This window comes from Gluconacetobacter aggeris, from assembly GCF_014174395.1.
GTDB lineage: Bacteria > Pseudomonadota > Alphaproteobacteria > Acetobacterales > Acetobacteraceae > Gluconacetobacter > Gluconacetobacter aggeris.
The window spans coordinates 244,366-260,105 of record NZ_JABEQD010000003.1 but is presented as its reverse complement, the minus strand read 5'-3'; the positions used below and the strand labels follow the sequence as shown (position 1 = coordinate 260,105).

12 protein-coding genes and 1 pseudogene are annotated in these 15,740 nt (G+C 62.4%); 7 read left to right on the top strand and 6 right to left on the bottom strand.

Annotated elements, in window-relative coordinates:
- The first annotated feature begins 62 nt into the window (after positions 1 to 62).
- Together galE and HLH36_RS06250 are read left to right on the top strand one after the other, a co-directional pair.
- Positions 63 to 1,061, top strand: coding sequence for a UDP-glucose 4-epimerase GalE (gene galE, locus HLH36_RS06255; RefSeq protein ID WP_182965131.1), 999 nt, complete (start codon positions 63 to 65; stop codon positions 1,059 to 1,061).
- A 35-nt stretch (positions 1,062 to 1,096) separates the two neighbouring features.
- The gene (locus HLH36_RS06250) at positions 1,097 to 1,303 is read left to right on the top strand and encodes a TOBE domain-containing protein (protein ID WP_182985574.1); all 207 of its coding nucleotides are present in this window, start codon (positions 1,097 to 1,099) and stop codon (positions 1,301 to 1,303) included.
- Between the two features lie 21 nt (positions 1,304 to 1,324).
- Here HLH36_RS06250 and HLH36_RS06245 read toward each other — a convergent pair whose 3' ends face one another.
- Positions 1,325 to 3,397 (bottom strand): ATP-dependent helicase, encoded by a 2,073-nt coding sequence (locus tag HLH36_RS06245; RefSeq protein ID WP_338030188.1) that lies wholly within the window; start codon positions 3,395 to 3,397, stop codon positions 1,325 to 1,327.
- Between the two features lie 217 nt (positions 3,398 to 3,614).
- Between HLH36_RS06245 and HLH36_RS06240 the strand changes: the two genes are divergently transcribed.
- From HLH36_RS06240 to HLH36_RS06230, 3 genes are read left to right on the top strand one after another with little or no spacing between them, the layout of a single operon-like run.
- Positions 3,615 to 4,406, top strand: coding sequence for an ImuA family protein (locus tag HLH36_RS06240; protein ID WP_182965133.1), 792 nt, complete (start codon positions 3,615 to 3,617; stop codon positions 4,404 to 4,406).
- The gene (locus HLH36_RS06235) at positions 4,381 to 5,844 is read left to right on the top strand and encodes a DUF6504 family protein (RefSeq protein ID WP_456305453.1); all 1,464 of its coding nucleotides are present in this window, start codon (positions 4,381 to 4,383) and stop codon (positions 5,842 to 5,844) included. Before HLH36_RS06240 ends, HLH36_RS06235 begins: the two co-directional genes overlap by 26 nt.
- Positions 5,841 to 9,005 carry an error-prone DNA polymerase gene (locus tag HLH36_RS06230; RefSeq protein WP_182985572.1) on the top strand — a complete coding sequence of 1,055 codons (3,165 nt, stop codon included), beginning with the start codon at positions 5,841 to 5,843 and terminating at the stop codon, positions 9,003 to 9,005. Before HLH36_RS06235 ends, HLH36_RS06230 begins: the two co-directional genes overlap by 4 nt.
- A gap of 21 nt (positions 9,006 to 9,026) precedes the next feature.
- On the opposite strand, the pseudogene HLH36_RS19730 reads toward HLH36_RS06230, so the two are convergent.
- From HLH36_RS19730 to HLH36_RS06215, 4 genes and pseudogenes are all read right to left on the bottom strand, one after another.
- Positions 9,027 to 9,181, bottom strand: a pseudogene (locus tag HLH36_RS19730) (IS5-like element ISMex42 family transposase); the annotation flags it as partial.
- Positions 9,182 to 9,393: 212 nt separating this feature from the next.
- Complete coding sequence (locus HLH36_RS06225) at positions 9,394 to 11,748, bottom strand: porin family protein (protein ID WP_182985571.1); 2,355 nt, start codon at positions 11,746 to 11,748, stop codon at positions 9,394 to 9,396.
- Between the two features lie 62 nt (positions 11,749 to 11,810).
- The gene (locus tag HLH36_RS06220) at positions 11,811 to 12,608 is read right to left on the bottom strand and encodes a hypothetical protein (protein ID WP_182985570.1); all 798 of its coding nucleotides are present in this window, start codon (positions 12,606 to 12,608) and stop codon (positions 11,811 to 11,813) included.
- Positions 12,609 to 12,637: 29 nt separating this feature from the next.
- Positions 12,638 to 13,654 (bottom strand): hypothetical protein, encoded by a 1,017-nt coding sequence (locus tag HLH36_RS06215; protein ID WP_182985569.1) that lies wholly within the window; start codon positions 13,652 to 13,654, stop codon positions 12,638 to 12,640.
- Between the two features lie 230 nt (positions 13,655 to 13,884).
- Here HLH36_RS06215 and HLH36_RS06210 point away from each other — a divergent pair, with 230 nt between their 5' ends.
- Both HLH36_RS06210 and HLH36_RS06205 read left to right on the top strand, forming a co-directional pair.
- Positions 13,885 to 14,319 carry a hypothetical protein gene (locus HLH36_RS06210; RefSeq protein WP_182985568.1) on the top strand — a complete coding sequence of 145 codons (435 nt, stop codon included), beginning with the start codon at positions 13,885 to 13,887 and terminating at the stop codon, positions 14,317 to 14,319.
- Between the two features lie 941 nt (positions 14,320 to 15,260).
- Positions 15,261 to 15,500 (top strand): NepR family anti-sigma factor, encoded by a 240-nt coding sequence (locus HLH36_RS06205; protein ID WP_182985567.1) that lies wholly within the window; start codon positions 15,261 to 15,263, stop codon positions 15,498 to 15,500.
- A gap of 33 nt (positions 15,501 to 15,533) precedes the next feature.
- Here the strand turns inward: HLH36_RS06205 and HLH36_RS06200 are convergent, their stop codons facing one another.
- Positions 15,534 to 15,710 carry a hypothetical protein gene (locus HLH36_RS06200; RefSeq protein WP_182985566.1) on the bottom strand — a complete coding sequence of 59 codons (177 nt, stop codon included), beginning with the start codon at positions 15,708 to 15,710 and terminating at the stop codon, positions 15,534 to 15,536.
- Between the last annotated feature and the right edge of the window lie 30 nt (positions 15,711 to 15,740).

Below are 15,740 nucleotides of genomic sequence, written 5' to 3'. Positions count from 1 at the left end.
GCTCATCGGGGGCCAGAATCACGCGCGGAGTGCAGGCCGCGAGACAGTTTGAGGCTAGGGACATGACGAATCGATCCCGTTTTCTGGTTACCGGTGGAGCGGGTTATGTGGGCAGCCATGTCGTCGCTGCCTTGCGGGACGCGGGGCATGACGTGCTGGTCTTCGACAATCTGCGCACCGGCCATCGGGAGTCGGTCCCCGATGACGTGACGTTTGTCGAAGGGGACCTGGCGGACCGCGCCATGGTCGATACGATCCTGGCCAGCGGCCCGTGGGATGGGGTGTTGCATTTCGCGGCGCTGTCGCTGGTTGGCGAGAGCATGCAGCACCCTCTACGCTACATGGAAGCCAATGCGGGATTGGGCTTTACCCTGATCGACGCCTGTATCCGCCATGGCGTGAAACGCTTCGTTTTCTCCTCGACCGCCGCCCTGTTCGGCCAGACCGATGATGCGCTGATTACCGAGGAGACGCCGATCATTCCCGGCTCTCCCTACGGCGAAAGCAAGCATATGGTCGAGCGGGCGCTGCTCTGGGCCGACCGGATTCATGGATTGCGCAGTGCGTGCCTGCGCTATTTCAATGCCGCCGGGGCCGATCCGGATGGGCGGATCGGTGAGGATCATCGCCCCGAAACACATCTGATCCCGCTGGTGATCGACGCGGCGCTGGGGCGCAGGGACGCGCTGCACCTGTTCGGCGATGATTATCCGACGCCGGATGGAACCTGCATCCGCGACTATATCCATGTCACGGATCTGGCTCACGCCCATCTGGCGGCGCTGGATGCCATCCAGGACCGGAGTGTGGTCTATAATGTCGGCACCGGGTGCGGCCATTCGAACATGGAGGTGATCCGCAGCGTCGAGCGCGTGACCGGACGCGTCGTCCCCTGGCATCTGGCCCCCCGTCGCCCGGGTGACCCGGCGCGGCTGGTTGCCGGGGCCGAGCGACTGCGCCGGGAAACCGGCTGGGCGCCGCGTTTCGTGGCGCTCGACGAGATCGTCGAGACGGCCTATCGCTGGCGTTTGAGCCACCCCAATGGTTATGGCGGCGTGTAATCGGTGCGGCGCGGACAGGGCGCAAGGAGGGCGGCATGAAACTGAGCGCACGTAACCAGATCAAGGGCACGGTCACGGCTGTGACCAAGGGCCAGACCACCGGGCATGTGACGATCGATGTCGGCGGAGGCGTCGTGATCACCTCGGCCATCACGAACGAAGCGATCGACGAGCTTGCCCTGGCCGTGGGTGACGAAGCCTATGCCGTCATCAAGGCATCGGACGTGATGGTGGGCAAATAGGGCGCGGCGCGTCGGCCGGTTCTACCCCCACATGCCGCGCAGCCGTGCGGCCATGTCGATGCGGACATGTTTTGCCGCGTCCTGGCGCTTTTCGTCCTCTGGCGTGACGAGCGGCCAGGCGCGCGTTTCGAAGAGCGGCAGCATCTCACGGTCGATGAAGCGGGTTCGTGCGGCATAGACATGGCGGTCGCCCATGCCGTGCTGTCCGCGAACATGGAAACGCTGCGGCACGATCAGGTCGAGGGAATCCTTTGCCCGTGTCATGGCGACGTAGAGCAGGCGGCGTTCCTCGTCGATTTCCTCGGTCTCGCCGGTGCCGAGGTCGGAGGGGATGCAGCCATCGACGGTGTTGAGCACGAAGACGCTCTTCCATTCCTGCCCCTTGGCGGAATGGATGGTGGAGAGGATCAGATAATCCTCATCGAGCAGCGGCACGCCGGCCTGATCCGAGGTCGCATCCGGCGGGTCCAGCGTCAGGTCGGTCAGGAACCGCTCGCGGGAGGGGTAGCCGCCCGCGATCTGCTCCAGTTGCAGCAGGTCGGCCAGGCGGGTGGTCGCGTCCTCGTGCAGCCGTTCGAGATGCGGCTCGTACCAATGGCGGATCAGGCCGATTTCGGACGGCCAGCCGGCGGATCGGTTGCCCAGGCCGTGCATCGTTTCCACAAACCCGGCCCAGCCTTCGCCCGCACGGGCCGGTGCCCTGGCCTGCATCAGGGCGGCGATCGGGTCTGCCGCGTCCTGCATGGCGTCGAGTACCCGCCGGGCCGAGGTCGGGCCGACGGCCGGCAGAAGCTGCATCACCCGGAATCCGGCCATCCGGTCGCGCGGGTTTTCCGCGAAACGGAGCATGGCCAGCACGTCCTTGACATGCGCGCTGTCGAGGAATTTCAGACCGCCGAACTTCACGAACGGGATGTTGCGCCGGGTCAGTTCGACTTCCAGTGACCCGCTATGGTGCGAGGTCCGGAACAGCACCGCCTGCTGCTTCAGCGCCGTACCCTGTTCCCGCTCTTCCAGCACGCGTTCGACGATATAGCGGGCCTGGTCGGCATCGTCCTTCACGCAGACCAGGCGGGGCAGGGCGTCGGATTCCCGGTCGGTCCAGAGGTTCTTGGCAAAGCGTTCGGACGCCTGTTCGATCACCGCGTTGGCGGCGGCGAGAATCGGCTGGGTGGAGCGGTAGTTCCGGTCGAGGGTCAGGACAGTCGCCGGAATGGGAAAAGCGGACGGGAAATCGAGGATGTTGCGCACCGTCGCGGCCCGGAAGGCATAGATGCTCTGGGCGTCGTCGCCGACGACGGTCATGCCTGTGCCATCGGGCTTCATGCCCAGCAGGATCGTGGCCTGCAAGCGGTTGGTGTCCTGATATTCGTCGACCAGCACATGGTCCCAGGTGCCGCCGATTTCGGCCGCCAGCACCGGATCGCCCATCATCTGTGCCCAGACCAGCAGCAGATCGTCATAATCCAGCACGTTCTGGGCCTGCTTGGCCGCCACGTAGGCGCCGAACAGGGTTTTAAGCTGTTCCTGCCAGCCTGCGCACCATGGGTAATGTTTCAGCAGCACGTCGCCCAGCGGTTGTTCGGCATTTATCACGCGGGAATAGATCGCCAGGCAGGTATTTTTGGTCGGGAATCGGCTTTCGGTCTTGGAAAAACCCAGTTCGTGCCGGGTCAGGTTCATCAGGTCGGCGGAATCCTCGCGGTCATGGATCGAGAAGGCCGGGTCCATCCCGAGCTGTTCGGCATGGTCGCGGATGATCCGCGCGCCGATGCCGTGGAACGTGCCGGCCCAGGTCAGGGCGTCGGCCATTGCGCCGGCCCTGTCGCCCAGCACCTGGCCGCAGATACGCTCCACCCGCCGCGCCATCTCGGCACTGGCGCGGCGGGAGAAGGTCATCAGCAGGATGCGACGGGGATCGGCGCCGTTGACGACCAGATGCGCGACGCGGTGGGCCAGCGTATTGGTCTTGCCCGAGCCGGCCCCGGCGATGACCAGCAGGGGGGCGGCCGGAGGTGCCGCGCCCTGCGCGACTCCATGCGTTACGGCGGCCCGTTGCGCGTCATTCAGCCTGTCGAGATATCCGTCGCCCACGATTGCTCCCATAACCCACCGGACATGAGGGTGTTCCCTGTTGGGTGTCTATAGTTTCCGCCATCGGGCGACGCGGATCAAATGCGGATCAAATGTCGGGGGCCGTCTGGAAAGTCGTTGACGCCGACCCCTGATATGGAACAAATAGGGAACATATTTACCTGGCCGCCGATCGGGAAGCCTCGGTCGGGATATCATGGATGGACTGTCTTGCCGCATGCCCGCACCCGAACCCCGTTCCGCGCTGGAGGTGCTGCGGGAGCAGATCAGCCGTCTGGAAGGCGGGGCCGGGCGCAGGCGGGCGGTCCTGCCGTTCGGCCTGGAGGAGATCGACAGCCGCCTGCCGGGCGGCGGGTTGACGCTGGGGGCGCTGCATGAGGTGGCGGGCGGTGGGTGCGATGCCCAGCACGCCGCGGCCGCCGGCCAGTTTTCGGCCGGGATCGCGGCCCGGACGCGGGGCAGGATTCTGTGGATCGTCAGCCGACAGGATGTCTTCGCGCCGGCCCTGATGCAGGTTGGGCTGTCGGGGCGGCGGGTCATCTATGTCGAGGCGGGATCGGAGGTCGATGTGCTGGCCTGTTTCGAAGAGGGGCTGCGGCATGGCGGGCTGGGGGCCGTGGTGGCCGAAGTGGCGCGGCTGTCGATGACGGCCTCGCGCCGCCTGCAACTGGCCGCCGAGACGTCGGGCGCGCTGGGTATCGCGATCCGGCGGTGGCGGCATCCGACCGGGGCGGCCGATTTCGGCCAGCCGACGGCCAGCGTCACGCGCTGGCGGGTGTCGGTGCTGCCATCCGTTGCCCTGCCGGTGCCGGGCGTGGGGCGGCCGCGCTGGAGGCTGGAGCTGATTCGGGCCCGGGCTGGGGACGAAGCCGTTTTCGACGTGGAGGCCTGCGATGGAGAAGGGAGGCTTGCCCAAAGCGCCCGTGTCGCGAATCGTCTCGCTCTACCTGCCATTCTGGCCGACGGACAGGGTCAGGAAGAGGCTGGGCGACGGCGCGCCCGCGCCTGACGCGGCGCTGGCGCTGGTTGGCCGCGAGGGGCGGAGCCGGGTCGTGCTCTCGGTCGATCTTGCCGCCCGCAAGGCGGGGTTGCGTCCTGGTACGCCGGTGGCCAAGGCGCAGGCGTTTCATCCCGACCTGACCATCATGGAGGCCGATCCGCAGGGGGACCGTGAGGGGCTGGAAAAGCTGGCCTTGTGGTTGCAGCGCCGTATCGCCCCCATCGTGGCCGCCGACCCGCCGGATGGCATCGTGCTGGACACCAGTGGGGCCGATCACCTGCATGGTGGCGAGCCGGCCATGCTGGCGGCGATGGTCCAGCGGCTGCGCGACACCGGAATCACCGTCAAGGCGGTTGTCGCCGATACGCTGGGGGCCGCCCATGCGCTGGCGCGTTATGGCCGGGCGCGGATGCTGGTCGTGCCGCCCGGCGGGGTGGTGGCCGCGATTGCGGATCTGCCTGTCGCGGCCCTGCGTCTGCCTGAGGGCATTGTCGACGGGTTGCATGCGCTGGGCGTGTCGCGCATCGGTGCGCTTGCCGCCATGCCGCGCGCGCCGCTGGCCCTGCGGTTCGGCCCGGAGGTCGCGTGCAGGCTGGACCAGGCGTTCGGGCGTGTGGCCGAGGCCATTGTCCCTGTGCGCCCCGTTGAACCGGTGGAGGTCTGCCGGAATTTTGCCGAGCCGATCGGGGCAGCCGAGACGATCGCCCGCATGATCGGCACGCTGGTGCCCCCGCTCTGCCAGATGCTGGAGGAGCGTGGGCAGGGTGGCCGGTGTTTCGACCTGCTGCTGCACCGGGTGGACGATCGTGCCGAAGCGATCCGGGTCGCCACTGCCCAGCCGGTACGGGACGCCAGACGATTGATCCGGCTGCTCTGCGAGAAGATCGAGACCATCGATCCGGGTTTCGGGATCGAGCGCATGGTGCTGACGGCCTCGCAGGCCGAGAGGGTGGGGGCGCGCCAGGCCCTGTCGCTGCTGGGCGAGGCGGAGGAACCCGATCTTTCCGGCCTGATCGATATCCTGTCCAATCGTGTCGGCATGCGGGCGCTGTATCGCGTCGCGCCGGTCGAAAGCGATATTCCGGAACGTTCCTTCTGCCGGGTGCCTGCCCTGGCGCCGGACGACGCGCGGGACTGGCCGGATCACTGGCCGCGCCCGACGCGCCTGCTGCCCCGGCCCGAGCCCGTGCAGGCCATGGCCGAACTGCCCGACCAGCCGCCGGTCTTCTTCATCTGGCGCGGTGTGCGGCGGAAGGTGAAATGCGCCGATGGGCCGGAACGGGTGTTTGGCGAATGGTGGAAGGGGGATGCCGAACTGACCACGGCGCGCGACTATTTCCGGGTGGAGGATACATCCGGAGAGCGGTTCTGGATCTATCGTGCCGGTGACGGGGAACATGGCGAGACCGGGTCGCAGGGCTGGTTCCTGCATGGGATCTTCGGATGACCCGTTATGCCGAATTGCAGGTGACGAGTTATTTTTCCTTCCTGCGCGGGGTGTCCGCGCCGGCCGACCTGTTCCAGCAGGCGAAGGCGCTGGGGATCGAGGCCCTTGGGCTCTGCGACCGGAATACGCTGGCGGGCATGGTGCAGGCCCATGTGGCGGCGAAGGAAGCCGGGGTGCGGCTGGTCGTCGGCTGTCGCCTGGATCTGGCCGATTTTTCGCCTGTGCTGGTCTATCCGACCGATCGGGCCGCCTATGGCCGCCTGTGCCGCCTGCTGACCATCGGCAAGGCGCGGGCCGGGAAGGGCAGGTGCCATCTGCTGTGGGAAGACCTGGTCGCATGGGGGGAGGGGCTGATCGTCCTTCTGGTTCCGGATGGGGCCGATGAGGCGTGTGCGCAGCGTCTGCGCATGCTGAAGGAAGCGTTTCGTGATCGTGCCTATATGGTGCTGACGCTGCTGCGGCGGCCCAATGACCAGGTGCGGCTGTATGCGCTGGCCGACCTGGCGCATCAGGCCCGGGTAGCGACCGTGGTGACCAATGATGTGCTGTTCCATACCCACGACCGGCGCATCGTGCAGGATGTCGTGACCTGCATCCGGCATAATACCACCATCGATGAGGCCGGCTTCGCACGCGAGCGCCATGCCGACCGTTATCTCAAGCCGCCGCATGAGATGGCGCGCCTGTTCGCCCGCTATCCGGAGGCGATGGGCCGCACGATCGAGATCGTGGAACGCTGCACGTTCAGCCTCGATGACCTTGCCTATCAATATCCCGACGAGGTGTCGGTACCGGGCCGGACGCCGCAGCAGGCGCTGGAGGAATTGACGTGGGAAGGGGCCGAGAAATTCTATCCCGAAGGTATTCCCGATACGGTCAGGCAAAGCCTGAAGCATGAGCTGGCCCTGATCGCGCGCATGAACTACGCGCCCTATTTCCTGACCGTGAACAGCATCGTGCGCCATGCCCGCGCCGAGGATATTCTGTGCCAGGGGCGGGGATCGGCGGCCAATAGCGCGGTCTGCTACGTGCTGGGCATCACCGCCATCGACCCGGCGCGCAATAATCTGCTGTTCGAGCGGTTTGTCTCCGAGGCACGGGGGGAACCGCCCGATATCGACGTCGATTTCGAGCATGCACGGCGCGAGCAGGTGATCCAGTGGGTCTATGGCCATTATGGCCGCGATCGTGCGGCCCTGACGGCCGTGGTGATCCGCTATCGCGCCAAGGGGGCGTTGCGGGATGTCGGCAAGGTCATGGGTCTGCCCGAGGATCTGATCCGCACGCTTTCGGGCCAGATCTGGGGCTGGTCGAAGAATGCGGACCCCGAGCAGTTCCGGGATACCGGCATCGACCTGTCCGACCGGCGTATCCGGCTGACGCTGGACCTGGCGTGCTGCCTGATCGGCGTGCCGCGCCATCTGTCGCAGCATCCGGGCGGCTTCGTGCTGACCCGTGACCGGCTGGACGAACTGGTGCCGGTCGAGCCTGCGGCGATGGATGACAGGCAGATCATCGAATGGGACAAGGACGATATCGACGTCCTGAAATTCATGAAGGTCGATTGCCTGGCATTGGGCATGCTGACCTGCATGAAGAAGGGGCTCGATCTTCTGGCCGACCATAAAGGGGAGCATTTCACGCTTGCCACCATTCCGGCCGAGGACCCCGACACGTACGCCATGATCCGCAAGGCGGATACGATCGGGGTGTTCCAGATCGAATCCCGGGCGCAGATGTCCATGTTGCCGCGCCTGAAGCCGCGCGAATTCTATGATCTGGTGATCGAGGTTGCCATCGTGCGGCCCGGCCCGATCCAGGGGGATATGGTCCATCCTTATCTGCGGCGGCGGGAAGGGATCGAGACGGAAGATTATCCGACCCCGGAACTGGAGAAGGTGCTGAAAAAGACGCTGGGCATCCCCCTGTTCCAGGAGCAGGCGATGCAGGTGGCAATGGTTTGCGCCGATTTTACCGCCAGCGAGGCCGATCAACTCCGGCGCGCGATGGCCACCTTCAAGAATACCGGCACGATCGGCAGGTTCCAGACCAAGCTGGTCGAAGGCATGAAGGCGAACGGCTATGCGCCCGAATTCGCCGAACGGATCTACCAGCAGTTGGAGGGATTCGGGTCGTATGGATTTCCGGAGAGCCATGCGGCGAGTTTCGCAATCCTTGCCTATTCGTCATCCTGGATGAAATGCAGGCATCCCGATGTGTTCCTGGCCGCGTTGCTCAATTCCCAGCCGATGGGGTTCTATGCGCCGGCCCAGTTGGTGCGGGACGCGCGCGAGCATGGGGTGGAAGTGCGGCCCGTCTGCATCAACGCCTCGCGCTGGGATAGCACGCTGGAAGGGCCGGCGACGGAAAAAGGGTATCTTGCCGTTCGGCTGGGCATGAGCCTGGTCAGGGGACTGAGCGACAGGGATACGGCCTGCATCGTGGGGGCCCGGGGGGACCGGCCCTTCGCTTCCGTCGACGATCTGTGGCGCAGGGCGGGGGTGAGGGTCGCGGCGCTGACGCATCTGGCCGAGGCGGATGCGTTCCGGCCCAGCCTGGGCCTGCCGCGGCGTGAGGCGCTGTGGGCGATCAAGGCGCTGCGTGACGAGCCCCTGCCGCTGTTCGCGGCCGCCTCCGTCGCGCGGGAGGCGGAGGAACCCGCCGTGCTGCTTCAGCCCATGCGCGAGGGGGCCGAGGTGACGCGGGATTACAACCGGATCGGCCTGAGCCTGCGCGACCACCCCGTTGCCTTTCTGCGCGACGATCTGCGCGGGATGGGGATCGTGCCGTGCCGGCACGTCATGGAGGCCAGGGATGGCAGGCGTTTGACGGCGGCCGGCCTGGTGCTGGTGCGCCAGCGCCCCGGCTCGGCCGAGGGCGTGGTGTTCCTGACACTTGAAGATGAAACCAGTGCGCTGAACGTCATCATATGGCGCGACCTGTTCGAGACATATCGCAGCCTGGTCATGTCGGGGCAGATGCTTGCCGTGATGGGCAGCGTGCAGAAGGAAGGGGAGGTCGTGCATCTGGTGGCACGCGAGATCACGGATCTTTCAGACCTGCTGGCCGATGTGGGAAACCGGGGAGCGGGCCTGGAGAACGGGGCGGGAGAGGGTAAGAAAACGGAAAAAATCGACGTGATATCGAGGGATTTTCATTAAATCATGTTGGATATTGGTGCGATCTGCGGCTGCGGCGAGGTGAAGGATAGCGAGGAATGAGGCGGCGGTTTTTTCGTATCGCGTTGCGACGGCGTGCCATTCGTCAGACAAGCCTGGAGGTTTTCCACCAGATGCCGATTACAATAAGCCCATTATGGGCAGGCGACGGGCCTATCCTGAGTTTCATGTGTTTGGTGTGATGCCGGAGAAGGAGGCATGATGTCCGACGCAAGAAGCTTGTGATCCCTGACGATGTTCTGGACCAGGTTATGGGCTGGTCGTGTGGCCAGCAGCACGGTCATGTCGAAGGCGATGATCGGGTAAAGCTCATTCTCGCGCAGGTCGAATGCCACAGCTTCGCCGAAGCCTAAGCGCCTCAATCGTATTCCTACAGAGGTACGCTTGCTCGAATGGCAACGATGCGTCCGGCTGGATCAAGAAACGCCGGTTGATAGGCTGCCGGCGTATCACCAGCAGAATCCCGGATACTCTGTCGTCTGTCGAATATATTCGACACCGAAAGCCAGACTCTGAGGGATTTTGATGTGCCCGCAGCCTTCCCTTGGAGCTTGAAGGTATAGGAAACAACAGCATCGGCGGTCCAGAAACTTGCATAATGAATGGAATAGGGTTCGGCGGCGGTTACATCTTGCACACGCGATCCAGAGCGCCATTTCGCGGAGAGTTGGGCATTGAGTCTGCGGTACGATGCCTCGGCTTCTACATCCACCTGATGGCGTGGGGCTCCGCGCACGCCGTCAAGCGGTGTCTTGAGCAGATCGACACTTTCCGCCCCCTGTGTGGGATTCAACTGATCGCTCAATTTCCATTCGTGCGACAGGCTGAAATCCCAATCCACACCGTTATCCTGGCGCTCACTCTGAGTATCGATCGTGCCAGAGAGATGAATGTTGGGTCGCAGGGCGGTAATCATTTCCCCGGCGGCATTAAAGGGGCGGGTATCCATTGTTGTCAGGTGCCCGGCTGCGTCTCGGATAAACCGATTGGGAAACAGGCGCTGGAATTGCGGGTTCGGCGTCACAATCGAGATGATCGGATTTGTGATCTTTGATGATTCGTATTCTACGGTCGCAGCCATGTTCGTTGCGCCGACTGTCTTATTGAAGCTGATTCTGGCCGTCATGTCGCTCTGTGACGTGGAACGGAGATTGGGTGCGCCGCCTGAAATCCGGGTGACAAGGGCGTAATCGCCGGTAACGGCATCCACGACCAAAGCGCCAGGCGTGTAAATCACGGGGGCATTGCTGCTGGAAAGAGCTGTCAGGGAGCCCGTCGCACTTCTGTCCAGGCTGATCGACAGAGAGTCGATCGGCTGCCATTCCCAGGAGAGGTCGTAACTCGGCATGCCGCCGACATGCTGTGCCCGCTCATAATCGCCATTCAGGGAGAGGGACGTGCTGCCGGGCATTTTGAAAGGCGTGAAATCCGGACTGGTCAGGGGAACATCCAGCCCGAAATGTGCCCGCGAGCGCATCTGCGCGTTGGCCTGGTGGGAGAATTCTGCGGATCTGGTGGTGGAAGCGAGATCCTGAAGATCCACGCTCAATCGGGTATTCATGGTCATGTCGCCGGCCGGCAATGAGGTCAGCGGGGCATTGGCTGTCAGCGCGCCTCCCAGGTCCGAGCTGTTCGTGGACGTGGCAAGCGGCGTATAAACCGTGGGGAGCATCGTCTGGCTTCCACCAGGCAAGGCAACGGCGATGCGCTTTCGGGAGATGCGGCTGCTGGTCTGTCCGGTCACGAGGGAGCCGGTCAGTTCGGCTGTCCAGTTGATCCGCTTCATCATGCCCGAGGCATTCAGTCCCAGCCGATATGAGAGCGTGTGCGACAGGTCGATAATGCCGTGCGCGCTAACAGGTTGCGGCGTTCCGTCCAACGTTGCATCGGCCGAGAAGAAGCGGCCGAGCTGCTGTGACAGCATGTCGCTCAGCGACGCGGAGGCGTTGAGATTCACCGCCCCCAAGGGGAGAGCAAAGCCGGGCGTCAGGGAGATGGTGCGGTTGGATGGCAGAAGGGTGCGATATGGGAGTAGCGCGGCGTCGTCGGCGCTGTCATCAAGCAGGCTCTTGCGATCACGCCCGTAGAGGGCTTCGCTTGCCTGCCCGGATAGGGCGGCATTGAAGCGTTTCTCGTTCTTGATGTTCACATATCTGAGGGCGGCGTTGCCGCTGTCGCCCCCGCCTTCTGTCGGCAAACGGGTGCCGGCGTCCGCCGTGAGCGATGAGAAATTCTTCTTCAGAACCAGATTGAGGACCTTGTTCGCGGGGCTGAAGCCATAGCGGCCGGCGCTGGAATTGGACAGGATCTCGATCTTGGCCAAGGCTTCCGGGGGGATCTCACGCAGATCCGATATGTCCGCCAGTCGCCTACCATTGACGATGATCGAGAAGGGGCGACCGCCATTTCGGCGTTCAAGACGGGTGATGACTTCCCCAATCGTCATGGCGGCCAGATTGTCGATGTTTCGCGCCGAATATTGATCGATGACGTCTTTTGTCTTTGGTGTCCGTCGGCCGGTAACGACGACATCCGTTGAGCCTGTGGGCGCATTGCCGGCGCCCTGAGCATGAGATTGGGAAATCGAAAGAAACAGAATAACCAAATATGCGCTAAGAAAACTTCCGTTTTTAAGTTCTATCACTGTCAGATGACGGATGATTCGTATCAGTCTCAGGTTTTTTTGCTGTTTTCTTCTTCTGACCGGACGATCCAAAAAGGGCATCAGCAATTTCTTTGTTCAGCTCACCCGACAGGCCCGGAGCTGTTACCGCCACGGGCCGCCGGTCAGGATACGGTCGGAAGGAGCTGGTCGACGGTATCAAGGGCGTTCTGAGCGCTCTGGAGATTGCTGTCCGATGTCACGTCCTGCTTTTTCAGGTGTTCCTTGCTTTCCCGGAGAAGGGCCTTCATCTGGCTGGCCAGGGCGATGACGGCCTGCTGGAATTCCGGGTTGCCGTCTGCCGACGCTCCGGACTGTCCGGCGGTCACGGCCTGTCTGGGCATGGGATCAGATCCATCCGAATCCCGCGTCGCACCTGTTGCCGCCTGCTGGGCATCCAGATCCGTCCCGTCGGTTGCGGCCTGATCGGCTCCCGATGGAGCCTGTCCGCCGTCCTGCGGCGTTGCCAGCACCATGCTACCGACAGCTGAGCCGCTGGCGTTCGTTCCGCCACTTTGCACGTACTGCGCCACGGCAGCCGCGAGTTGGGTGGTAAGCTGCGCCACTTCCAGAGCGAGGGCTTTGGGTGAAAGCAGGGCTTTCATTTCCATAAGCAGTCGCATCTGGGCATTGAGCATGTTGACCCGTTCTTCCGCAGCCTCCTTGGCGAACTGCCGGCCGGATTGGATCATCTGATCCAGCCGGGTCACGGCTTCCTGTTGGGCGGACAGCGCGGCGCCGCTGTCGGGGGATGCTCCCTTCAGGAAATCGAGACCGGTCTGCGAAAGCGTCACCAAAACGGCTGACGTGTCCGTCTGGTCCACCTGACCGGTGGCGGTGGAGGCCACCTTGCCGTTGGTCGCACTATCCGCCACAGACGAACGGTCGTTGCCGGTGTATGTGGTCGTAGCGGAGACGAACATCGTTTGGTGGTCCTGACTGACGGATTGAATCAACTTTGGGAGAACCCCAATTCCTTGCGGGGCGTGGTCAGTGCCGCCTGGATCGTGGCTTCATGCCCCTTGGCCCATGTCTCGTTGAACAGATCGGTGACATTGAGAACAGATGGGTTACTGCGGACATGCGCTTTCTGGGCATTCTTCATCAACTCACTCAGCATCCCGACGATGGATAGGTTACTGACGTATTTTGAATCGACAGGCTTGTTTGCCGCGCCCATCTCTTCTTCATAAGCAGTCTGCACGGAGGCACGATTGAAGGCCCATCCGATCGTTGATTTTTCGTAAGAACCGGCCTTGTCTAAATACATGCTCAAATTCTTCGAACTGGCTATAGAAGAATAGGTCACATTCGACCGGTTTGAAACCGTTGCATCACTTGAATCAATGGAATATCCTTGACCACTGGCAGGTGCAGGGATGAATTTTGACTCAAGGTCCATTGGTCCGGAGTAATTTCCTGTAGCAAGCTGCTCCTGCTGAAGCATGATGTACTGCGCCATGCCCTGTTCTTTTGTAGAGAACAGACCACCTTGATTCGACGACACCGCAGCGAGAGCAGTTCTGTCCAGACCGGACATCAGCGTGTACCAGTCCGTCCCGTTCGCACTATCGTAATTGAATGGCTTTCCGCTAGCGTCCATGGAGGCGTATTCCGCATCCATGCTGGCACGCGCAGCCTGTGCGATCCCTGAAGCACTGAGTCCGGTCGAGATCGTTGTGGCCGCAGGATCAAGCACATTTTCACCGAAACTCGCGGACGTGCCCGAGCGCGTGGGAAAGAATTGCGCGTAATAGGCCGCTTGCGAATCCGTCGTCGTGCTGGATGTTGCGGCAAGGGCAGCCGTGGCAGCCGCAGAAAGGGTAATCGTATCTCCGCTGTGGGACGTGGATGAGCTTGAATAACCCGATATTTTCGTTGTCGTATTGTCTAACTCTTGTGTCGAGCTATCATTTTTTGACGCGGAAAGGTAAATGGCGGCGGATTGTGCCGCGCTGACTGTCGTCATCAGCTTGTCCCACTATGCGAATGTTAATCAGATACAATCCGTTCAATGGTTAACAAGTCATTAATATTGGTGATGCGGTTTCCGTATAAGTTAAATTCATTAATACAATTCTTTGTCATAAGAGAAAATTGTTAGCGTATCCAACGTGGTATTCCAGCGACAATGCTCAAATACCGTTCTCGTAATGATACTGTTGCGACGAAAATTCGTGACCATAGGATACTCTGCCAATGAAAAAATTCCTCTCCACGTCGGCTCTGGTTCTTCTCTCCGCTTATGGCCTGACAGGTTTAACCGCAAAGGCTCAGGCAGATACAATCCAGACAACGGTTACGTTCAATAACGCGACATCTTCGCCCGTATCTTTGATCGGAAAGATCAATATCAGCGGGACCGCGAGCCCTGGTGTACCGACAACGATCCCTGCGAACGGCACGAGCGGCCCCATCCTGTTTACGACAGATGGTGTTGTGGACGCCGGCACGCTTCAATATAAAGCCTGCTCCTTTCACTGGGGCACCCTTGAGAACGTTGACCCGGTGTACGGAACCGTGACGTGGACCCTGACGCCCTCGGCTTACTCGAATTCTTCGTGCTCAGCGACCGTGACAACAGCAAACTATTTTACCGGTCAGCATGCTGTCGTTTTTACCGTCAAGAATTAATATAATGTCCGGCACCACGAATTTTCGTGGTGCTATTGGAAAACCTCTGGGTTCGTCTGGAGGAATGGCGCGCCATCGCAATGCGATACGAAAAAACCGCCGCCTCATTCCTCGCTGACCTTCACCTCGCAGCAGCCGCAGATTGGATCAAGATCCAACAGGCCTTAGTCTTCCAGTTCTGAGGTCGTGTACTCCTCATCGTCGCGATCCCGGTCTCCCAGCGATCCGACTCCCCGCTGCTGTCGGCAGAATGGACGCCACCACAGGCGAAACCAGCAGCCCCTCCGGGCGACGGGCCGGTGCCAGAGAAAGAACGGAAAAAGAATCGCCGTGAGATCGAGGGATTTTCATTAGGAGAGTGGAGCGGCGTGGCACCTGCGCGGCGTAGGACGGGCTGGTCCGGCAAGGGGCGGCTCGCCACGCGTGCCGGTACGGGTGTTGGCGGGAGCGATCACCCTGTGTTATCCTGAAAGTGGCGCTTAGCAACGCCTTTCAACTAGGCGGCCTCCTCTGTCGGGTGGCCTGCCGAATATAACACCCGGACCTATGGTCCAGCGGTGCGTGGTTTCGGCCGCGTGTCGTCTGGGAATAGGCAGGGCGTGCTTTTGCCTAGTTGAAACACGTTGCTAACCGCCCGACGCCAGGGACGGCGGGGGAGACGTGTACCCTTCTTTCCCCGATCCAGCGCGCTGGCGTCGAACGTCCATCGGAGACGATCGGGGTGCGGGGATGGAAGAGCTTGACGAAGCGGGGATAACCGCTTCCACCGTCGCGGCGAGCCTGATCAGGATTTATGGCGGGGAGGCTCCTGGGGTGATCCGGCGTCAGATCAGGCGATGCGTGGAGGATGACCTGACCGATGAGGCCGTATTCTGGCTTCGGGTCAGGAACAGGGCCGATGCCTTGCTGAGGACGGCGCGCCGGAAAAGCGATACCGTCCATTGAGCGGGCCATCGAGCGGGCGAGACCCATCGGAGGCCGGCTGTGGCCGGGCCGATCCCGGCCAGCAGGCATTTGCGCTGTGGCTGGAGCGCGGGTTGCGCCGCCTGTTCGGAAGCGTGATCGACGAACCCATTCCGGACGACCTGATGCGCCTGATCGACCATCCCGCCGACCCGGGGAGTGGCGAACCGGACGGTGAGGCTGGGGGCCCCGTTCATCCCGATCCGCCCGTTCGCTGACTGCGATTCGCTGACTGCGATGGACGAATGGCGTCAGAAGGCGGGGACGCCCGGTTCCGGGTCCGGTTCCTGCTCGTCGATCGACAGGAGGGCCTGTTCCCTGCTGGAGAAGGGGCCGGCCAGAAGGATGGTGGTGCCATCTATGATGTACCATCCGTTTTCGCGGGGCGCGACGGGGGCGGTCCTGTCGTCAAGATAGATCGCGATCATCCGGGATTCTCCTTCATGGGCGATCTGCCG

Excerpts from the sequence above, each read along its gene's own strand:
- HLH36_RS06210 (WP_182985568.1), top strand. The coding sequence starts at position 13,885 with ATGAAAAAATTCCTCTCCACGTCGGCTCTGGTTCTTCTCTCCGCTTAT.
- HLH36_RS06250 (WP_182985574.1), top strand. The coding sequence starts at position 1,097 with ATGAAACTGAGCGCACGTAACCAGATCAAGGGCACGGTCACGGCTGTG.
- HLH36_RS06240 (WP_182965133.1), top strand. The coding sequence starts at position 3,615 with ATGCCCGCACCCGAACCCCGTTCCGCGCTGGAGGTGCTGCGGGAGCAG.
- HLH36_RS06200 (WP_182985566.1), bottom strand. The coding sequence starts at position 15,710 with ATGATCGCGATCTATCTTGACGACAGGACCGCCCCCGTCGCGCCCCGC.
- HLH36_RS06225 (WP_182985571.1), bottom strand. The coding sequence starts at position 11,748 with ATGCCCTTTTTGGATCGTCCGGTCAGAAGAAGAAAACAGCAAAAAAAC.
- galE (WP_182965131.1), top strand. The coding sequence starts at position 63 with ATGACGAATCGATCCCGTTTTCTGGTTACCGGTGGAGCGGGTTATGTG.
- HLH36_RS06230 (WP_182985572.1), top strand. The coding sequence starts at position 5,841 with ATGACCCGTTATGCCGAATTGCAGGTGACGAGTTATTTTTCCTTCCTG.
- HLH36_RS06220 (WP_182985570.1), bottom strand. The coding sequence starts at position 12,608 with ATGTTCGTCTCCGCTACGACCACATACACCGGCAACGACCGTTCGTCT.
- HLH36_RS06215 (WP_182985569.1), bottom strand. The coding sequence starts at position 13,654 with ATGACGACAGTCAGCGCGGCACAATCCGCCGCCATTTACCTTTCCGCG.